18 protein-coding genes and 1 pseudogene are annotated in these 18,172 nt (G+C 71.9%); 12 read left to right on the top strand and 7 right to left on the bottom strand.

The features are described from left to right. Positions 1 to 17: 17 nt before the first annotated feature. Positions 18 to 947, bottom strand: coding sequence for an alpha/beta fold hydrolase (locus tag M1D46_RS12735; protein ID WP_456285708.1), 930 nt, complete (start codon positions 945 to 947; stop codon positions 18 to 20). 58 nt (positions 948 to 1,005) lie between these two features. Between M1D46_RS12735 and M1D46_RS12730 the strand changes: the two genes are divergently transcribed. The 3 genes and pseudogenes from M1D46_RS12730 to M1D46_RS12720 all read left to right on the top strand — a co-directional run bounded on the left by M1D46_RS12730 (position 1,006) and on the right by M1D46_RS12720 (position 2,540). Further along, entirely contained in the window at positions 1,006 to 1,623 is a 618-nt protein-coding gene (locus M1D46_RS12730) for a TetR/AcrR family transcriptional regulator (RefSeq protein ID WP_456285707.1), read from the top strand. After that, positions 1,623 to 1,787 (top strand): annotated as a pseudogene (locus M1D46_RS12725) (putative quinol monooxygenase); the annotation flags it as partial. The gene M1D46_RS12730 and the pseudogene M1D46_RS12725, both read left to right, overlap by 1 nt. 210 nt (positions 1,788 to 1,997) lie before the next feature. After that, positions 1,998 to 2,540: a mismatch-specific DNA-glycosylase gene (locus tag M1D46_RS12720; RefSeq protein WP_456287170.1), complete on the top strand. Its 543-nt coding sequence runs from the start codon at positions 1,998 to 2,000 to the stop codon at positions 2,538 to 2,540. A 15-nt stretch (positions 2,541 to 2,555) separates the two neighbouring features. Here M1D46_RS12720 and M1D46_RS12715 read toward each other — a convergent pair whose 3' ends face one another. Further along, positions 2,556 to 4,436: a penicillin-binding transpeptidase domain-containing protein gene (locus M1D46_RS12715; protein ID WP_456285706.1), complete on the bottom strand. Its 1,881-nt coding sequence runs from the start codon at positions 4,434 to 4,436 to the stop codon at positions 2,556 to 2,558. Positions 4,437 to 4,572: 136 nt separating this feature from the next. Between M1D46_RS12715 and M1D46_RS12710 the strand changes: the two genes are divergently transcribed. Together M1D46_RS12710 and M1D46_RS12705 are read left to right on the top strand one after the other, a co-directional pair. Beyond that, positions 4,573 to 5,889, top strand: coding sequence for a cytochrome P450 (locus tag M1D46_RS12710; protein ID WP_456285705.1), 1,317 nt, complete (start codon positions 4,573 to 4,575; stop codon positions 5,887 to 5,889). A gap of 52 nt (positions 5,890 to 5,941) precedes the next feature. Continuing rightward, positions 5,942 to 6,559 carry a class I SAM-dependent DNA methyltransferase gene (locus tag M1D46_RS12705; RefSeq protein ID WP_456285704.1) on the top strand — a complete coding sequence of 206 codons (618 nt, stop codon included), beginning with the start codon at positions 5,942 to 5,944 and terminating at the stop codon, positions 6,557 to 6,559. 1 nt (position 6,560) lies between these two features. On the opposite strand, the gene M1D46_RS12700 is transcribed toward M1D46_RS12705, so the two are convergent. Further along, positions 6,561 to 7,040, bottom strand: a complete 480-nt coding sequence (locus M1D46_RS12700; RefSeq protein WP_456285703.1) for a DUF2231 domain-containing protein — start codon at positions 7,038 to 7,040, stop codon at positions 6,561 to 6,563. Positions 7,041 to 7,123: 83 nt separating this feature from the next. Here M1D46_RS12700 and M1D46_RS12695 point away from each other — a divergent pair, with 83 nt between their 5' ends. The 3 genes from M1D46_RS12695 to M1D46_RS12685 all read left to right on the top strand — a co-directional run bounded on the left by M1D46_RS12695 (position 7,124) and on the right by M1D46_RS12685 (position 8,883). Next, positions 7,124 to 7,630, top strand: a complete 507-nt coding sequence (locus M1D46_RS12695) for a sigma-70 family RNA polymerase sigma factor (RefSeq protein WP_456285702.1) — start codon at positions 7,124 to 7,126, stop codon at positions 7,628 to 7,630. Beyond that, a complete protein-coding gene (locus M1D46_RS12690) occupies positions 7,627 to 8,310 on the top strand; it encodes a zf-HC2 domain-containing protein (RefSeq protein WP_456285701.1) in 684 nt (227 codons plus the stop codon). Before M1D46_RS12695 ends, M1D46_RS12690 begins: the two co-directional genes overlap by 4 nt. A gap of 63 nt (positions 8,311 to 8,373) precedes the next feature. After that, on the top strand, positions 8,374 to 8,883 hold the full coding sequence (locus M1D46_RS12685; RefSeq protein WP_456285700.1) for a COG4315 family predicted lipoprotein: 510 nt from the start codon (positions 8,374 to 8,376) through the stop codon (positions 8,881 to 8,883). Positions 8,884 to 8,930: 47 nt separating this feature from the next. On the opposite strand, the gene M1D46_RS12680 is transcribed toward M1D46_RS12685, so the two are convergent. After that, positions 8,931 to 9,914: a bile acid:sodium symporter family protein gene (locus tag M1D46_RS12680; RefSeq protein ID WP_324014453.1), complete on the bottom strand. Its 984-nt coding sequence runs from the start codon at positions 9,912 to 9,914 to the stop codon at positions 8,931 to 8,933. Between the two features lie 110 nt (positions 9,915 to 10,024). Between M1D46_RS12680 and M1D46_RS12675 the strand changes: the two genes are divergently transcribed. Together M1D46_RS12675 and M1D46_RS12670 are read left to right on the top strand one after the other, a co-directional pair. Next, entirely contained in the window at positions 10,025 to 11,590 is a 1,566-nt protein-coding gene (locus tag M1D46_RS12675) for a sodium-dependent transporter (protein ID WP_456285699.1), read from the top strand. Next, on the top strand, positions 11,587 to 11,730 hold the full coding sequence (locus M1D46_RS12670) for a MetS family NSS transporter small subunit (RefSeq protein WP_271173703.1): 144 nt from the start codon (positions 11,587 to 11,589) through the stop codon (positions 11,728 to 11,730). The genes M1D46_RS12675 and M1D46_RS12670 overlap by 4 nt, the downstream gene beginning before the upstream one ends. Before the next feature lie 232 nt (positions 11,731 to 11,962). Here the strand turns inward: M1D46_RS12670 and M1D46_RS12665 are convergent, their stop codons facing one another. Continuing rightward, a complete protein-coding gene (locus M1D46_RS12665) occupies positions 11,963 to 13,459 on the bottom strand; it encodes an MDR family MFS transporter (RefSeq protein WP_456285698.1) in 1,497 nt (498 codons plus the stop codon). Between the two features lie 151 nt (positions 13,460 to 13,610). On the opposite strand from M1D46_RS12665, the gene M1D46_RS12660 reads away from it, so the two are divergent. Next, positions 13,611 to 15,485, top strand: a complete 1,875-nt coding sequence (locus M1D46_RS12660; RefSeq protein ID WP_456287169.1) for an ABC transporter ATP-binding protein — start codon at positions 13,611 to 13,613, stop codon at positions 15,483 to 15,485. Between the two features lie 187 nt (positions 15,486 to 15,672). Then, positions 15,673 to 16,053 carry a hypothetical protein gene (locus M1D46_RS12655; protein WP_456285697.1) on the top strand — a complete coding sequence of 127 codons (381 nt, stop codon included), beginning with the start codon at positions 15,673 to 15,675 and terminating at the stop codon, positions 16,051 to 16,053. Positions 16,054 to 16,127: 74 nt separating this feature from the next. Here the strand turns inward: M1D46_RS12655 and M1D46_RS12650 are convergent, their stop codons facing one another. Together M1D46_RS12650 and M1D46_RS12645 are read right to left on the bottom strand one after the other, a co-directional pair. Continuing rightward, entirely contained in the window at positions 16,128 to 17,015 is an 888-nt protein-coding gene (locus tag M1D46_RS12650; RefSeq protein ID WP_456285696.1) for a glycosyltransferase family 2 protein, read from the bottom strand. A gap of 34 nt (positions 17,016 to 17,049) precedes the next feature. Beyond that, positions 17,050 to 18,171, bottom strand: a complete 1,122-nt coding sequence (locus tag M1D46_RS12645) for a cysteine desulfurase family protein (RefSeq protein ID WP_456285695.1) — start codon at positions 18,169 to 18,171, stop codon at positions 17,050 to 17,052. Position 18,172 lies beyond the last annotated feature (1 nt).

Genomic DNA, 18,172 nt, shown 5'->3' with positions numbered 1-18,172 from the left:
GGCGCGCCGCGAGCCGATCAGCGGATGGCGTCCGCGACGGCGTCGGGATGGTCGAGGTGGGGGATGTGCCCGGCGGCCGGCACGACGACGACGCGGGCCGCGCTCATCTGCGCGGCGAGGGCGCGTGCGACGTCGGGGGAAGCATGGATGTCGGCATCGCCCCACACGAAGGCGGTCGGCACGTCCGCGGCGACCAGGACAGCGTCCACGCGCGCCGCCGGCTTCCAGCCCCGCGCGTCGGCGACGGAGCGGATCACCGCTCGGCTCGCCTCTCTCGCGCCCGGGAGGTTCACGCCCGCGAGGGCGACCGCGAGCACATCGTCGGCGATCCGCGCGGGGTCGGCCACGTAGGGCCCGAACATCCTTCTGCGCACGGCCTCCGGATCGCGCAGGGGCAGGCGCGAGACCGCCTTGCCCACGCCGGGGACCGTCCACAGGCGCAGGAAGAGCCCGATGTCCGCGAACAGCCCGCCGGCGCTTCCCGCCAGCGTGAGCCCCGCCACGCGATCGGGGTGAGCGGCCGCGAACCGGATCGTCGCGAAGCCGCCCATCGAGCAGCCGACGAGGCGGACGTGAGCCGCCCCGAGGGCGTCGACGACGTCGAGCAGCCAGCTCGCGCAGGCGCGACCCCAATCGTCGATCGGGGCGGGGAGCGGATCCGAGAGGCCGAAGCCCGGGGTGTCGACGATCGCGACCCGACCCGTGACGCGCGGCGCGACGTCTGCCCACTCCGCGCTGTTCCCCACGCCGCCGTGGACGAAGACGGTGACCTCGTCGTCGCCGCCGCCGGATGACAGGAGATGGATGCGGCTCCCGTCTCTGCGGATGACCTGGTGCTCATCCAGCTCGAGACCGCGACGCGCGAAGAGCTCGCGCCGGAGGAGGCGAAAGCGCTCGAGGCGCCCGCCGAAGGCGTGCTGTCCGACCGGAGCGAGAGCGGGGTCCACGATGACCTCCCGAGTTTCGTTACAACGTAACGTAACGATGTGACGATAGTCTGTCAAGGTGGGACGACCCAGACGGTACGGCGCCGAGACCGAGGCGGACCTGCTCGAGGCGGCCGAGCAGGTGCTTGAGGAGGGCGGGCTCGCGGCTCTGTCGGTGCGCGCCCTCGCCGAGCGGACCGGCGTCACGACGCGTGCGATCTACAGCGTGTTCACTTCCAAGGGCCACCTCCTCGCGCGGCTCGCTGTGCGAGGATTCGACCTGCTCGGGCGCCGCTTGGCCGAGCTGCCCGTCACCGACGATCCGGAGGCAGACCTCGTCGAGGCCGGACTGGCGCTTCGCGCGTTCGCCGCGCGTCATCCGGCCCTCTACGCTCTCGCCTTCGGTCTCGACCGCCCGACGGCAGACGACGCGCCGTCGGCGGAAGCGGCGCGGGGTGAGGCGCTCGCCGAGCTCCGGGCACGCGTCGCGCGGGTCGGCGGCTCGGTCGACGAACCGGAGCTGGGGGCGCAGGTCCGCGCGTTCCACGCCCTCTGCGAGGGGCTCGCGGCGCTCGAGCGCCGGCGCGCTCTGCAGGGGGAGCAGGCCTGGCGCACGGCGCTCGCGGTCTGCGTCCGCGGCATCGCAGCCCCGCGGCCGCGCGTCGCGGACGCGCGCCCGACTGGCCGGGGGGCCTGATGCCCATCGTCCTCACGGGACACCTCCTCTGCGCGACGCCCGCCGAGGCCGAGCGCGTCGAGCGCCACCTTCCCGCGCATCTCGCGGCGACCCGCGCGGAGCCGGGGTGCCTCGCGTTCCACGTGCGTCCGACCGCGGACCCCCTCGCGTGGCAGGTCGACGAGGTGTTCGCGGACGAGAGCGCCTTCGCCGCCCATCGGGCGCGGATGGCCCAGAGCACGTGGGCGCGCGCGACCGCGGGGATCGAACGCCGCTACGTCACGCGCGAGGGCGTGCGGCCCGTGCTCGGGGAGCCGAGGCGTCCGTCGCCACTCGCCGGGCGGCGGCCGCGTGCGGACGACCTGCGGCGATTCGCCGCGGATGACCCGCGGGCGATGGACGATGTCCTGCCGGCGGACCCGGAGGCACTGCGGATGCTCATCGTCGGAATCAACCCGGGCCTCTGGACCGCTGCGGTCAACGCGCCGTTCGCCCGTCCGGGCAACCGGTTCTGGCCGTCTCTGCAGCGCGCCGGTCTCACGGACCGCGCGGTGGACGCATCGACAGGGCTGTCGGGTGAAGACGAGCAGCAGCTGCTCGGCCGGGGGATCGGCGTCACGAACCTCGTCGGCCGCGCGACCGCCCGCGCGGACGAGCTCATCCGTGACGAGCTGAGGGCGGGCGGTCGCCGCGTGGTCGCGCAGGTCGCGCGCCTCCGGCCCCGCGTCGTCGCGGTGGCGGGCATCACGGCCTTTCGTGCGGCGTTCTCGCTGCCGAAGGCCAGGCTCGGCGCGCAGGACCCGCCCCTCGCCCTGGGATGGCCTGACGGCGTGGCGCTCTGGGTCGTTCCTCAGCCGAGCGGGCTCAACGCGCACGAGACGATCGACTCGCTCGCGGCGAAGTGGCGCGAGGTCTGGGCCGCGGCGGCCCGAGCCTGATCGGGCCGCCGCGGGTCACCAGCGTTCGAAGAAGGCCTGAAGCAGCGGTCCGGCGGTCTCGGCGCCCGACTTCCCCTCCTCGACGAACACGGCGACCGCGAGGTCGCCGTGCGTGCCGACCATCCAGCTGTGCGTGGGGTGCGAGCCATCCTCGCCGGGCTCGCCGTACTCCGCCGTGCCCGTCTTCGCACCGACCTCGCCGATGCCGTTCAGGAAGGTCGCCGAGCCCTCGGTGACGACCGCGCGCATGAGGGTCTGCAGCGCGGTCGCCTCGTCTGCCGTGAGCGGATCCGCCGGTTCGGCGTCTCCCGTCCGGTCCGCGATCAGATGCGGCACGACGGTCTCGCCGGCCTGGATGGACGCGGCGACCGTCGCCATGGCCAGGGGCGTGGCGATGATGCGCCCCTGGCCGATGAGGTCGGCCGCGCGCTCCGTCTCGCTCTCGGGCTCGGGAACCCGGCCGAGCCCGGCCGGGTAGCCGAGGTCGATCTCGGAGCCGAGCCCGAGGGACGCGGCGGCGGAGGCGAGCGCGCCGTCGGCGATCCGGTCTCGAGCGCCGATGAGTGCCGTGTTGCAGGAGTTCGCGATCGCGGTGCGGAAGGTCACGTCGCCCAGCGCCGAATCCGGGTAGTCGTCGTAGTTCTTGAACGTGAAGCCGTCGACCTCGATCGTCTCGGGGCAGGACAGGACGTCGTCGAGAGCGACGCCGGATCGCAGGAGAGCGAGCGACGTCACGAGCTTGAAGGTCGAGCCCGGGGCGAACTCGCCCGTGGTCGCGAGATTGAGGCCCGCATTGCCCTGGCCATTCGCCGCCGCGACGATCTCGCCGGTGGACGGGCGGATGGCGACGATCGCGCTCCCCGGCGCGTCCTCGCCGCCGAGGCCGCCGAGGATCTCCTCGGCGTGCATCTGCATGGCGGGATCCAGGGTGAGCGCGAGCGGCTCGCCGTCCTCGCCGGGCCACTCCGCGAGCGTGCGCCGCTCGTCCTCGGCGCCGACCGCTTCGATGACGGTGGTCGGCGTTCCGCGAAGCTGACGGTCGTGCTCCGCCTGCAGACCGGAGAGCCCGACCTGGTCGCCGGCTCGGACGGCGCCCTCGGAGCCCTCGACGATCTCGGCCGTCGCCTCGCCGACGGTGCCGAGGATCTCGCGCGCGAACGTGCGCGTCGGCGCGAGCGGGATCTCGTCGGGCACGACGAGTGCGCCGGGGATGCTCGAGAACGCGGGATCGACGTGCTGATCCTCCTCGCCCTCGCGCACGACGATCGCCTGCACGAAGGCCTCAGGGCCGGCGCTCTCCGCGGATGCCCGGAAGGCGGCGGGATCGATGCCGACGGCGGACGCGATCCGCTCTGCCGAGGCGCCGACCTCCTCCGCCGGGATCGCGGTCTTGTCGAGGCCGTACCGGCCGACCGGGCGGTCGGTGACGATGGGGGCTCCGTCACCTCCCAGGACCTCGGCGCGCGGGGAGAAGGTGCGCTGGATCTCGATCCGATCATCCGGTCCGAGTTCGGGGATGAGAGTCGCGGGCGTCCAGTCGACGGCCCACTCGTCCTCGCCTTCCACGAGGGCGGCCGTGGTGTCGTACGTCCACTCGTGGCCGTCGACATCCCAGCTCCAGTGCAGGGCGACGGTCGCCTCGGCGCCGTCCCGCTCGACCTCGTCGGCCGACACCTTCACCGTGTAGTCCGCGAGCGGGGCGATCTGTTCGTCGAACGCGGCGGCCGCCTCCGGGGCCGTGAGCGCGACACCGTCGAGCGTCCGCTCGGACAGGGCCTGGGCGAGGTCGTCCGCCGCGGCACGGGCGGCGTCTTCGGCGCCGTTCGTGCACGCGGCGAGAGGGAGCAGCAGCGCGAGGAGCGCGACGGCGGCGCCGCGTTTCGGGGAGAGGGGCATGGAGCAGTGGTCCTTCCGAGCGAGCGGGCGTCCTCCGTCATCCTGCCATGCGGATATGACGCATCCTCCGATAGCACACCGCCGTGCTCGGCGCCGCCCCCTGGAAGGGCGCGTTGATCCCTGAGACGGTGAGAGCATGCGGACATCTCGACTCGGCAAGCTGCTGCACGACGACTCCCTGTCCTTCCTCCTGCGCGGGTACGACTTCGGCGCGCACATCTGGAGCCGCGTGCGCGACGGTGCGCGGTCCGCGCCGATGCGGCTCCTCGGCGACGAGACGCTCTTCGTGCGCGGCCCCGAGGGCGTCGCGGTCTTCTACGACGAGAGCCGCATCGCGCGGCACGGGGCGATGCCCGCGATCGTGCAGGAGTCGCTCTTCGGGCACGGCTCCGTGCACAGTCTCGACGGCGCGGCGCACCGGCATCGCAAGGCGACCTTCGTCGACGTCGCCTACGAGGACGCGCAGGTGGAGAGGTTCGGCCCGCACCTCGAGCGCGAGTGGCTCACCGAGCTCGAGGCATGGCGCGACGGCGGCACGCGCTCGGCCTACGATGCCGCGGTCGGCGCGTTCGGGCGTGCGTCGATGCGATGGGCGGGTCTGCCCGGCACGGCCGACGCCCAGACGCGGTGGGCGGGGCGGCTCGCCCAGATCGTCGACGGGTTCGGCTCGCCCTACTCGCCTGCCTATCTGCTCGCGCTCGCGAACCGGCTCTGGTCGGATCGCCATGCCGAGCGGCTGATCGCGGCTGTCCGCGCCGGCGAGCTGAAGGCCGAGACGGACACCGCGCTGCGCGCGTGGGCGGACCACCGGGAGCCGGATGGCGCACTCCTGCCTGCGCGCACGGCCGGCATCGAGCTGCAGAACAGCATGCGGCCGATGATCGCGGTCGCGCGCTTCGCCGCGTTCGCCGCGAAGGAGCTGCACGACCGACCCGCGTGGCGCGAGCGCATCGCCGAGGAGACGCGAGAGCGGGGCTCGCTCGTGGGCGGCCCGCTCGCGACGATGTTCGCGCAGGAGATCCGGCGCACAGCGCCGTTCGTGCCGATGCTCCCCGGCTGGGCCATCGCCGACGTCGAGCTCGACGGCCGCCGCGTCGCCGCAGGCGGACGCGTCGTCCTCGACATCCTCGGGACGAACACCGACGAGCGCTCGTGGGAGCGCGCCGACGAGTTCGATCCGGAGCGGTTCGCGGGCGTCGAGGACTACGAGGCCCTCGCCGCGTTCGTGCCGCACGGCGGCGCGGATGTCGCGACGGGGCATCGGTGCCCCGGTGAGAAGCTCGCGATCGCCGGTCTCGCGACCGCGATCGCCGCTCTCAGCGACCCGCAGGTGACCATCCTCGGCTCCGGACTGGAGGTCAATCGGAGGAGGCTCCCGACGATGCCCGCGTCGGGCGGGCGCGTCCGGCGCTGCCCGTTCCACTCCGGCGCGGCGGGACCCGGGCCGGCGTAGCCTCGATCGAGGCCGGGCCCCGCCGGGCGGCTCGGGCGAGAGGAGGAGCCGGATGACCGTGATGCCGTCGGATGCGTCGGTCCGTGACGCGTACACCGCGCGCGCGGACGAGTACGTTCGGCTGCTCGGATCGGTGGACGCCATGGCGCCCGCGGACGAGCAGCGCATCACCGCCTGGGCGCGGTCTGTCGATGGCCGGATCGTGGACGCCGGCTGCGGGCCCGGTCACTGGACGAAGCACCTGCACGATCTCGGGTGTGCGGTCGAGGGCGTCGATCTCGTCGACGCGTTCGTGCGCAGCGCGCGCAAGCGCTTCCCTGACGTGACCTTCCGGCGCGGGGATCTTCGCCACCTCCCCGTCGACGACGGCTCTCTCGGCGGCATCCTCGCGTGGTACTCGCTCATCCATCTCGACCCCGCGGAGATCCCGGCGGTCCTCGCCGAGTTCGAGCGCGCTCTGACGCCGGGAGGCTCGCTGCTCATCGGGCTTTTCGACGGGGCCGACATCGAGCCGTTCCCGCACAAGGTCGTGACCGCGCACCGGTGGCCGGCCGCCGAGATGCGGCGCGCTCTCGAGGCGGCCGGGTTCGCGGTCACCGACATCGAGCGGCGGGCCGATCCGGGCGCGAGGCCGCATGCGGCGATCGTCGCCGTGCGCCCGCGGCGCTGACTCAGCCGCCCCAGACGGCGCGCGCTCCCGCCTCGCCCGCGAGGACGACCGAGACCGTCGCTCCCGATGCGGTGACGAGAGCGAGACCAGCGATCGTGACGCCGACGACGCGATCGCGACGAGAGGCCTCGCGCGTGCTCGCGCCATCCGCCGGGCGCCGCCGGAACCAGAGCCATTGCGCGACCGCGACCACGGCCATCCCGATCGTCCAGGGAGGGACGAGCACCGCGAGCGCCTCGTGGCGCGCGACCTGAGGCAGCGGACCGACGACCTCCTTGAGCGCTCCGCCCGACAAGACCGCGACGTACACGAGCACGACGGTCACCACGGCCGCGAGGGGCGTCACGGCGCCGAGTCGTCGACGCGCCGACGGGAGGATCGCACCCAGCACGAGCGCGAGAGCCGTGAGGGGCACGAGCACGACCGCACCGTGCACGACGAGCGGATGGAGGGGGAGGCCGGCGACCTCGAACGGGTTCATACTCGGAACACGGGATGGCGGGGCGAGCGGTTCAGATGAACCCGGGCACCGCGCATCTCGTTGCCTCAGTGGGGAGGTGTGCGATGCCGGGCGATGACGCGACACGACTGGGTGCGCTGTTCGACGCGCACGCGGCGCCGGTGTGGCGCTACGTCGTCCACCTCACGGGAGATCGCGCGGGCGCCGACGATGTCGTCCAGGAGACGCTCCTGCGCGCCTGGCGCACGCCGCGCATCCTCGCGCAGGATCCGGAGACGGCCCGCTCGTGGATGTACACGGTCGCGCGGCACATCGTCATCGACGAGGCGCGCAGCGCGCGGCATCGCCGTGAGATCGCGGTCGCCGAGACGCCGGAATCGGGCGTGCGCGACGCGACCGACGCGATCTTCGACGCCCTGCTCATCGAGGAGGCGCTCGGCGTCCTCTCGGAGGCGCATCGCGACGTCGTCGTCCGCGCGTACTTCGGCGGCCTGTCGACCGTAGAGATCGCCGCGGACCTCGGCATCCCGGAGGGCACGGTCAAGTCCCGGCTGCACTACGGGCTGCGGGCGCTGCGCCTCGCGCTGCAGGAGAGAGGGGTGACACGATGAACGCCGATCACGAGCGGTTCGCCGAGTGGGACGCCGCCTACGTGCTGGGCGCGCTGAGCTCGGCCGACCGCGCCGCGTTCGAGGCCCATCTCGTCGAGTGCGAGCGCTGTCGGGCGGCGATCGCCGACCTCGCTCCGATCGTCGGGCTCCTGTCTCGGGTGGAACCCGACCGAGGCCGCGGTCTGATCGAGGCAGAGCGCGTCAGCGACGGGCCCGACGCCGCTCGTCGCGCGCAGCTCGTCGCGCTCGGCGCACGCCGCTCGCGACGGCGCCGGCGCGCGGGCGTCGCGGTCGTCGCCGCGCTCGCCGCTGTGCTCGTCGCAGTGCCCGTCGTGGTGACCGTCACGCAGCCGCAGAGCACGGTGGTCGCGATGGCGCCCGTCGGATCGGCGCCGCTCGAGGCGTCGGTGGAGCTCACCGAGGTGGCGTGGGGCACGCGCATCGACATGACGTGCGCGTACCGACACGGCCCGTCCGACCGCGAGTGGCGCTACACCCTCGTCGTCACGGCGGCAGACGGCACGGAGAGCGCGCTGTCGACCTGGCGGGCGACAGCCGGATCGACGGCCCGCCTCAGCGCCGGCACGGCCCTCGCCCCCGACGAGATCGCGAGCATCGACATCCGCTCGTCGACGACGGGCGACGTGCTCATGCGCGCTGCGCCGCCGACGGGGAAGTGAACCCGATGCGCCTGCGGATCGTGTCCCCGGTGACTGAACCGCAGTCGTGAACGGAGGATCGCCATGTTCCGCAAGCACGTGATCAGGTCGGCCGTGTGGGGAGGGGTGCTCGTGCTCGCGCTCGCCGGCTGCTCGGCGCCCGCCGCCGAGCCCGAGGAGGAGCCGTCCGAGTCGGGGTCCTCGGAGCCCATGACCTCGCCCGACGAGATGACCGGCGACGGCACGACCCTCATGGTGGCCGAGTCGTCGCTCGGCGAGATCGTCGTCGACGGCGAGGGCATGACCGTCTACATGTTCGACCAGGACACCCAGGGCGCCGGGGCCAGCACCTGCGAGGGGCAGTGCGCCGAGAACTGGCCTGCCGTGACCGTCGAGGGCGACCTGTCGGAGGTGGAGGGCGTCACCGGCGAGGTGGGCACCATCGAGGGCGTCGACGGCGAGACGCAGGTGACGCTGAACGGCTGGCCGCTCTACTACTTCGCGGGCGATGCCGCAGCCGGAGACGTGAACGGCCAGGGCGTCAACGACGTGTGGTGGGTGCTGTCTCCCGCGGGTGAGCGGATGGCCGAGTAGCGGGCGGCCGCGCGCTGGCGGGGCGGTTCCCGCCAGCGCGCCGGTCGTCAGCGCTCGCGCACGGGCTCGGGCGCTGACGGCTCGTCGGTGACGGGTCGGCGGCCCATGACCATCGCGAACAGCGCACCCGACAGGTTGTGCCAGACGGAGAACACCGCGGCGGGCAGCGCCGCGAGCGGCGAGAAGTGCGCGGCCGCGAGCGAAGCGGCCAGCCCGGAGTTCTGCATGCCGACCTCGATCGAGATCGCGCGCCGCTCGCGCTGGGTCATCCCGAGCGCGATCGCGGCGAGGTAGCCGAGCAGGAGCCCCAGGCCGTTGTGCAGCACGACCGCGAGGAACACGATGAGGCCGGCCTGGACGATCCGATCCGCGCTGCCCGCCACGACGGCCGCGACGATGAGCGAGATCGCGATCGTGGAGAGCCACGGGAACCATGCCTGCACGCGCTCCACGAACGCGCGCAGGAAGAGGCGCACGACGAGGCCGGCGATGATCGGCAGCAGGACGGTCTGCAGGATCGACACCATCATCGAGCCGAACGGCACCTCGAGGAACGTGCCGGCGAGCCACAGGGTGAGCAGCGGGGTCATGATCGGCGCGAGCAGCGTCGAGCACGTCGTCACGGTGACCGACAGCGCCGTGTCGCCGCGTGACAGGTAGGTCACGACGTTCGACGCCGTCCCGCCGGGGGCGCAGCCGACGAGGATGACGCCCGCCGCGAGCTCGGGCGGGAGGCCGAGCGCGAAGGCGATGAGCCACGCGGTCAGCGGCATGATGAGGTACTGCAGCACGACTCCCACGAGGACCATCCACGGGCGCTTCGCGATGCGCGCGAAGTCGGGGAGCGTCAGGGTGAGGCCCATGCAGAACATGATGAATCCGAGCAGCCAGGGCACTGCGGGCCCGAGCACGGGCGCGGCTCCCGGCAGGAGGAATCCGATCACCCCGGCCACCAGCACGAGGATCGGGAAGACCGTGACCGCGCGCCGTGCGGCGCGGTCGGGAGCGGAGGATGCAGTCGGCTGGCTCATCCGATCAAATCTGCCATATCCAGGTGAGCCACCTGTGCGTCTGCTGAGCATGTTGCTACGCTCGCTCGATACTGAGATGGCGTGACAACCGCCCAGTGAAGGGATACAGAATGTCTCGCACGAACACGGCCGGCGCCGTTCCGGCACGCGAGGTGTGGACCGGTCAGATCGGCTTCATCCTCGCCGCGCTCGGGTCGGCTGTCGGCCTCGGAAATATCTGGCGCTTCCCCGGCGTCGCCTACGAGAACGGGGGAGGAGCCTTCCTCATCCCGTATCTCGTCGCGCTGCTGACCGCCGGCATCCCCATCCTCTTCCTCGACTACGCGATCGGTCACCGCTTCCGCGGTTCCGCCCCGCTCGCCTTCCGACGTCTCGCGGGGCGCCTGGGCGAGAGCGTCGGCTGGTTCCAGGTGATGATCTGCGTCTTCATCGCGATCTACTACACCGCCGTCCTCGCCTGGGCATCGAGCTACTTCGTCTTCTCCTGGAACCTCGGCTGGGGAGACGACCCCACGGCGTTCTTCGTCGGCGAGTACCTCCAGGTGTCCGGATCGCCGATCACCTTCGACTTCGTGCCGGGTGTGCTCATCCCTCTCGTGCTCATGTGGATCGTGTCGCTCGTGATCCTCGGGGCCGGAGTGGTCAAGGGCGTCCAGCGCGCGAACGTGATCTTCATCCCGCTCCTCGTCATCGGCTTCCTCATCCTCGTGATCCGCGCGCTGTTCCTCCCGGGCGCGATCGACGGCCTGACGGCGTTCTTCACGCCCGACTTCGCGGCCCTGGCCAACCCGTCGGTGTGGATCGCGGCCTACAGCCAGATCTTCTTCTCCCTCTCGGTCGCCTTCGGGATCATGGTCACCTACGCGTCGTACCGTCGTCGGCGCGTGAACCTCACGACGCCCGGGCTCGTCGTCGCGTTCGGCAACTCGTCCTTCGAGCTGCTGGCCGGCATCGGCGTCTTCGCGACGCTCGGGTTCTTCGCGTTCGAGCAGGGGATCCCTGTCGCGGAGCTCGAGGGGCTGACCGGCGTCGCGCTGTCGTTCATGACCTTCCCGGCGATCGTGTCGCAGATGCCGGGGGGCGAGTGGTTCGGCGCCCTCTTCTTCGGCGCGCTCGTGCTCGCCGGCCTCACCTCGCTCATCTCGATCCTCGAGGTGATCATCGCGGCCTTCCGCGACAAGTTCGGCTTCACCCGGGCGCAGGTCGTGTACGGCTTCGGCGGCGTCCTCGCGGTGGTCTCGATCATCCTGTTCGGCACGACCTCGGGACTCACGGCGCTCGACACGATCGACAACTGGGCCAACAACATCGGGATCGTCGCATCCGCGATCATCGTGTCGATCATCGTCATCTGGGTCAGGCGGGCCGGACCCGAGCTGGCGCGTCACCTCAGCGTGCTCTCGACGTTCAAGGTCGGCCGCGTGTGGCTCTTCCTCGTCTCGATCGTCGCGCCCGTGGTCCTCGCCTACATGCTCGTCTCGAAGGTCGTCGATCTCGCGGTCAACGGGTACAGCGGCTATCCGGGCGCGTACCTCGGCATCGTCGGCTGGGGATCCATCGTCCTCATGGTCGTCGGGGCGATCGCGCTCACCGGCGCACGGTGGCGCCATGATCCGGACAAGTTCGAGCCGTGGCCGGCGACGGACGCCGTGTCGCTGAAGGGAGACCTGCGATGACCGCCATCGCGACGCTGTTCTTCATCATCGCCGCCGTCCTCATCTGGGGCGGGCTCGTCGCGAGCATCGTCTTCCTCTCGTCGAAGCCCGAGGTGCCGGCGTATCCGGACGGCGCTGTTGACGACGAGGGCGATGACTGACGCTCCGGAGCCCGGGTCCTCTCGCGGGCGTAGCATGGTCGGCATGTCCACGACCGAGGAGACCAGGGCGATACCGCTCGTCCCGCTGCTGACCGCGTCCGCGGAGGACGCCCCCGCATGCGCCGACGGCGCATGCGGCTGGCCCGGGGCGCAGTCGTCCTGACCTGAGCGCACAAGAGGAGAGGGCCCGCGACCATGGTCGCGGGCCCTCTCCTCTTGCGTGCGAGGGAGCTCAGTGGCCGTGGCCGCCGGGCATACCCTCCTGCTCCTCGGGCTTGCGCACGAAGAACGACAGCGCGACCGAGACGAGCGAGATGATCGCCGCGATGAGGAAGGCCGTCCGCGCGCCGGGGGCGCCGGCTGCGGCTGCGGGCACGCCCGCCTCCTCGCCCGCATGGAGGATGCTCGAGTAGGTCGCGATGAGGATCGCGACGCCCGCCGCGCCGGCGACCTGCTGCAGCGTGTTGAGCACGGCAGAGCCGTGCGAGTAGAGGTGGCGCTCGAGCGATCCGAGCGAGGCCGAGAACAGCGGCGTGAACGACATCGCCATGCCGACGGACATGGCCGTCTGCACCGCCATGAGCAGCCACCACGGGGTGTGCTCGCTCACCGTCGCGTACACGAAGATCGCGGCAGCCACGATGATCGTGCCGGGCACGAGCAGCGTGCGCGGGCCCTTCGCGTCGTAGATCCGTCCCATGATCGGCCCGAGGAGGCCCATGAGCACGGAGCCCGGGAGGAGGATGAGACCCGACTGCAGCGCGTCGAGGCCCACGACGTTCTGCAGGTAGAGCGGCAGCAGGGTGAGCGAGCCGAACATCGTGAGGGCGATGAGCGCCATGATCACGATGGAGATCGTGAAGTTGCGCGACTGGAACACGCGCAGATCGAGCAGCGCGTCGTCGATGCGCTGCAGCTTGATCTGACGCATCACGAAGACCGCGAGCATGACCAGGCCGACGACGAGCGCGATGGCTCCCGACGCGATCGGCGAGATGCTCGCGCCGCCGTCTGCGGCCGCGCCGTGGGCGCCCCCGCCGAACTGGCTGAGGCCGTACACGATCCCGCCGAAGGCGATCGCCGACATGATGACCGACGGCACGTCGATCGGCGCCTTGCGCGTCTCGCCGAGGTTGGTCATCCACTTCGCGCCGATGAGGAGCGACGCGAGCGCGATCGGCAGCACGATCCCGAAGATCCAGCGCCAGCTGAGCGTCGTCAGGATCGCGCCCGACAGGGTCGGGCCGATCGCCGGTGCGAGCGAGATGACCATCCCCACGCGCCCCATCATGCGGCCGCGGGACTGCGGCGGGACGACGTTCATCATCGTCGTCATGAGCAGCGGCATCATGATGCCCGTGCCGGCGGCCTGGATCACGCGTCCGAGGAGGAGCACGACGAAGCCGGGCGCGATGAGGCACACGAGCGTTCCGAGCGAGAACGCGATCATCGCCGCGAGGAAGATCTGGCGCGTCGTGAAGCGCTGGAGCAGGAAGCCGGTCGTCGGGATGACGACGGCCATCGTGAGCATGAAGGCGCTCGTGAGCCACTGGCCCAGCTCGGGCGCGAGCCCGAGGTCCGCGTTGAGGTGCGGGATGGCGATGCCCATCGTCGTCTCGTTGAGGATCGCCGTGAAGGCCGCGATCAGCAGCAGCCAGATGACGCGCATGCCCTTCGGATCGATCTCCTGCTGCTGTGCGCGGATGGCGCCGGTGTCGGTAGACGTCATGAGACTCCTGGAGAGAGAAGAGGAAGGCCGGAGGCGGAGGGGAGAAGGGTCTCCGCGCGAACGTTACAGCTTAACGGCGACATTCCCGTTGCCATTCCCGATCCGATCGGATCCACCCGCTCCGAGCATATGTATGCTCTTTGACATGAGTATGGGGCGGGGCATGGGCGGGCGCGGCGGCGGCAAGCCGATCGACGAGGCGGCGCAGCGGAGACTGAACGCGCAGGCGCCGCGCGTGCCCGGACTCGGGCGCCGCGTCGTGGCGCTCTTCCGCCCGTATCGCGGTCGCATTGCCGCGACCGCCGTCCTCGTGATCGTCGGCGCGGCGCTCGGCGTCGTGCCGCCCCTCGTCATCCAGCGGGTGTTCGACGATGCGCTCTTCCCCGTCGACGGCGGGCCCGTCGACATCCCGCTCCTCGTGCGCCTCGTCGCCCTCATGATCGGCCTCTACCTCCTGAGCGCGATCGTCGGCGTCGCGCAGACGTGGTTCACCTCCAATGTCGGCAACCGCGTGACGGGCGATCTGCGCGTCCGGATGTTCGATCACCTCCAGGCGATGGAGCTCGGCTTCTTCACGCGCACGAAGACGGGCATCATCCAGTCGCGCCTGCAGAACGATGTGGGCGGCGTCTCGAGCGTCCTGACGAACACCTTCACGAGCATTCTCGGGAACACCGTGACGGTCATCGCGTCGCTCGTCGCGATGATCCTCATCGACTGGCGGCTGACCCTGATCGCCCTCGTCATCATGCCGGTGCTCGTCGTCGTGCAGCGCCGCGTGGGCCAGGTGCGCGCACGCATCGCGGCGCAGACGCAGCAGTCGCTGTCCGAGCTGACCGCGATCACGCAGGAGACGCTGAGCGTCTCGGGCATCCTCCTGTCGAAGTCGTTCAACCGCCAGCGCACGGAGTCCGCTCGCTACGCCGAGGAGAACGCCAACCAGATCCGCCTGCAGATCCGCCAGGCGATGACGGGGCAGGGGTTCTTCGCGGTCGTGCACGTGCTCATGGCCTCCGTGCCCGCGGTCATCTACCTCGTCGCGGGCTTCCTCGTCGCGGGCGACGCCGGGATGATCACGGCGGGCACGATCGTCGCCTTCACGAACGTGCAGGCACGGCTGCTGCAGCCGCTCACGAGCCTCATGCGGGTCGCGCTCGACGTGCAGACATCGTTCGCGCTCTTCGCGCGCATCTTCGAGTACCTCGACCTGAAGCCCGCGATCGCCGACGCGGCCGACGCCGTCGACGTGGAGGACGCCCCGGGCCCGGTCGGCCGCGTCGAGTTCCGCGATGTCTCGTTCCGCTATCCGGACGCGGCGGACGACACCCGCCCGACGCTGCAGGGCGTGTCGTTCGCGGTGGAGCCGGGCGAGCACGTGGCATTCGTCGGCCCGTCGGGCGCAGGCAAGACGACCGTGCTCTACCTCACGCCGCGGTTCTACGAGGCGACGGATGGCCAGGTGCTGTTCGCGGGCGAGGACGTGCGCCGCCTCAGGCAGGAGTCCATCGTCGACCACGTCGGCATCGTGTCGCAGGAGACGTACCTCTTCCACGCGACGGTGCGGGAGAACCTGCGCTATGCGCGCCCGGACGCGACGGACGAGGAGATCGAGGACGCGTGCCGGCAGGCGAACATCCACCACATCATCGCCGGTTTCGAGGACGGGTACGAGACCGTCGTGGGCGAGCGCGGCTACCGTCTGTCGGGCGGTGAGAAGCAGCGCATCGCGATCGCCCGCGTGCTCCTCAAGGACCCGCCCGTGCTCCTCCTCGACGAGGCGACGAGCGCGCTCGACACCGTCTCCGAGCGGATCGTCCAGGAGGCGCTCGAGAATGCGGCGCGCGGCCGGACGACCATCTCGATCGCCCACCGCCTCTCCACCGTCATCGACGCCGACACCATCCACGTCGTGGACGGCGGCCGCATCGTGGAGTCGGGCACGCACGCGCAGCTCGTCGCGGCAGGCGGCCTCTACGCCGAGCTCGCCGCCGAGCAGCTCGCTGCGACCCGCGTCCTGGAGGACTGAAGCCAGGGCTCGCACGTTCGGCCGCGAGCGCGAACCGGCTGTTGCCGCGAGAGGTCGGTGAGCGGGCCGGATGGCGGCCGGCCGCGCCCCGTCACGGTCCGTGCACAGGGGGCGGAGGGCGGCGCGGCGGTGCCGGAGGGTGTGGATGCGCGCACCCGACCACTCCTTCTTGCGCCAGCCTCTCTCCGTGAGCTCCCGACCATCCGATCTCCCGACCCGCCTCCGTGGACGTGCGTTCCGCGTCGCGGACGCACCCGAGGTGTCGCGTCGCCGGTCCCGCGCGTCCGACCTCTGGATTCCCGTGCGGGGCGCACGCCTGCCCATCGACCAGCAGGGGCCGGTGAGCATCTGCCACGCGATCGAGGGCGACCATCACCGCGATCGGGACCAGTGGCGCCGAGACCTCGCGCGGCGGCGTCGTCTCGAGGCACTCGGCTGGATCTACCTCCCGGTGACCCAGGCCGACCTCTCCGACCCCGCGGACCTGCTCGCGGACCTGCGCGCCGCGGTCACGCGGCGTGGGCGAGAGGCGACGTCCCTTCGGGATTTTGCCTCGATCGACCGGTGAGAGCGGCGGATGGCGGCCACTCGCGGCACGGACCCGGCCGGAGAACGCGGGACGTGAGACATGGGGGAAGGCGGCTAGGCGCGGTGCAGCGCCTCGACCTCGGCGGCGAACGCGTCGAGGTCGGAGCGGGTGGACGCGTCCGCGATCGCGGAGAGTCGAGGGATGTCCATGCGCAGGATCTGACCCGCTCGGGCACGCTGCGCGGCGCCGTGGCCGGCGAGCACCGCGAGGCCGTCGCGCATCGCGGCGAGGCACGCGCGGAAGACGCGGGGGTCGGCCTCGTGCTGCGTGATCGAGCTCCCGTCGGCGCGCACGCGCCACTGGACGACGACGTCGGGGACCGTGTCGATGGCACGCGCGGTCGTGTACATCCGCTGAGCGATCGCCTGGTCCTCGTAGAGCGCGTTCTCGGGAAACCGCAGGTCGTGCGCACGCCAGAAGCCCGTGCGCGAGACCTTCGACCACGCCACGACGTTCCCGGTGACCTCGGGGTGCGCGTCGAGCGTGACGCCGACGCGCCGCGGGCTCGTCGAGGCGGAGACCCACGGCTGCACCTCTCCCGCCGTGTACGACCCTCCTTCGGGCCACAGGCGCACGTACGCCCCCACCGCGAGGTCGCTTCCGGATGCCTCGAGTGAGCCGACGAGCGTCTCGAGGGCGCGCGGGAGCATGATGTCGTCGCCGTCGAGGAAGCCCAGGTACGGCGTGTCCACGTGCGCGAGCGCCGTGTTGCGCGCGGCGCCCAGCCCCTTGCGTCGCGAATGCCGGATGACCCGGAAGCGATCGTCGCGCGCGGCGAACTCCTCGAGCACGCGGCCCGTGCCATCGGTCGACGCGTCGTCCACGAGGATCGCGCGCCAGCGGGTCAGGGTCTGCGCGCGCAGCGAGTCGAGCGCCTCGGCGATGTATCCCTCGATGTCGAAGCCCGGGACGACGACGGTCACGAGGGGAGCGGTGGTCACCGGATGAGACTATCGGCGCACGGGGACACCGGGGTCAGACCGCCGCAACCGCAGCCGCGACCGCGTCGGCGACGGCGTCGAGCGAGCCCTCGTGGCGGTGCGCGAGCGTGAAGCGGACCGCGGTCTGCGCCTCCTCGGGCAGGACCCCGAGCGCGATGAGGACGTGCGACGGCTCGTCGCTTCCCGCGGCGCAGGCCGACCCGCTAGACGACACGACGCCGCGGCGCTCGAGCTCGAGCAGCACGGCCTCGCCGCTCGTGCCCGCGAAGGTGAAGCTCGCCGTGCCGGGGAGGCGCCGGGACGGATGGCCGGTGAGGCGCGCCGAGGGCACGAGCGCGAGCACCCGTGAGATGAAGGCGTCGCGGATGGCCGCCACGCGCCGAGCGCTGTCGGCGCGCTCGGCGTCGGCGAGCTCGAGCGCCGTCGCGAATCCGACGGCATCCGCGACCGCCTCGGTGCCGCTGCGGCGACCGCGCTGCTGGCCGCCGCCGTGGAGGAGTGGCTCGATCGGGATGCGTCCGCGCACGGCGAGCACGCCGGTGCCGGGCGGTGCCCCGATCTTATGGCCGGCGAGCGCGATCGCGTCGGCGCCCGTGTCGGCCAGCGGCAGCCATCCCGCCGCCTGCACGGCGTCGAGGTGCAGGGGGACGCGGCGCCCCGCGAGCGCGTCGGCGATGCCCCGCGCGTCCTGCACGGTGCCGATCTCGTTGTTGGCGAGCCCGATCGACACGAGCGCGGTGTCGTCGCGGAGGGCTGCGGCGACGTCGTCCGGCCGGACGAGGCCGTCCGCGTCGACGGGGAGGAGGGTCACCTCGAACCCGTGGAGGCGGCGGAGGTAATCGGCCGAGGCGAGGATCGACTCGTGCTCGATCGGCGTCGTCACGACGTGTCGTGCACGCGGCGCAGCGCCCAGGGCGATCCCCTTCACCGCGAGGTTGTTCGCCTCGGTTCCGCCCGAGGTGAAGACGATGTCGCCTCGGCGCATCCCGAGCACGGCCGCGACCCTGGCGCGGGCGTCCTCGAGAGCGCGCGCGGCTCGCTCGCCGACCGTGTGGTGGCTCGACGGGTTGCCGAATGCGCGCGTCAGGTGGGGCTCCATGGCCGCGAGCACCTCGGGCCGCACGGGCGTCGTCGCGGCGTTGTCGAGGTAGAGCACG

The sequence above is a fragment of the Microbacterium sp. JZ70 genome (genome assembly GCF_053903225.1).
The sequence above is the reverse complement of the archived record's forward strand: the minus strand, read 5'-3'. Positions and strand labels throughout refer to the sequence as shown.

Excerpts from the sequence above, each read along its gene's own strand:
- M1D46_RS12700 (WP_456285703.1), bottom strand. The coding sequence starts at position 7,040 with ATGAACCCGTTCGAGGTCGCCGGCCTCCCCCTCCATCCGCTCGTCGTG.
- M1D46_RS12720 (WP_456287170.1), top strand. The coding sequence starts at position 1,998 with ATGGACGATGTCCTGCCGGCGGACCCGGAGGCACTGCGGATGCTCATC.
- M1D46_RS12715 (WP_456285706.1), bottom strand. The coding sequence starts at position 4,436 with ATGCCCCTCTCCCCGAAACGCGGCGCCGCCGTCGCGCTCCTCGCGCTG.
- M1D46_RS12680 (WP_324014453.1), bottom strand. The coding sequence starts at position 9,914 with ATGAGCCAGCCGACTGCATCCTCCGCTCCCGACCGCGCCGCACGGCGC.
- M1D46_RS12685 (WP_456285700.1), top strand. The coding sequence starts at position 8,374 with ATGTTCCGCAAGCACGTGATCAGGTCGGCCGTGTGGGGAGGGGTGCTC.
- M1D46_RS12710 (WP_456285705.1), top strand. The coding sequence starts at position 4,573 with ATGCGGACATCTCGACTCGGCAAGCTGCTGCACGACGACTCCCTGTCC.
- M1D46_RS12665 (WP_456285698.1), bottom strand. The coding sequence starts at position 13,459 with ATGACGTCTACCGACACCGGCGCCATCCGCGCACAGCAGCAGGAGATC.
- M1D46_RS12705 (WP_456285704.1), top strand. The coding sequence starts at position 5,942 with ATGACCGTGATGCCGTCGGATGCGTCGGTCCGTGACGCGTACACCGCG.
- M1D46_RS12660 (WP_456287169.1), top strand. The coding sequence starts at position 13,611 with ATGGGGCGGGGCATGGGCGGGCGCGGCGGCGGCAAGCCGATCGACGAG.
- M1D46_RS12695 (WP_456285702.1), top strand. The coding sequence starts at position 7,124 with ATGCCGGGCGATGACGCGACACGACTGGGTGCGCTGTTCGACGCGCAC.
- M1D46_RS12675 (WP_456285699.1), top strand. The coding sequence starts at position 10,025 with ATGTCTCGCACGAACACGGCCGGCGCCGTTCCGGCACGCGAGGTGTGG.
- M1D46_RS12690 (WP_456285701.1), top strand. The coding sequence starts at position 7,627 with ATGAACGCCGATCACGAGCGGTTCGCCGAGTGGGACGCCGCCTACGTG.
- M1D46_RS12670 (WP_271173703.1), top strand. The coding sequence starts at position 11,587 with ATGACCGCCATCGCGACGCTGTTCTTCATCATCGCCGCCGTCCTCATC.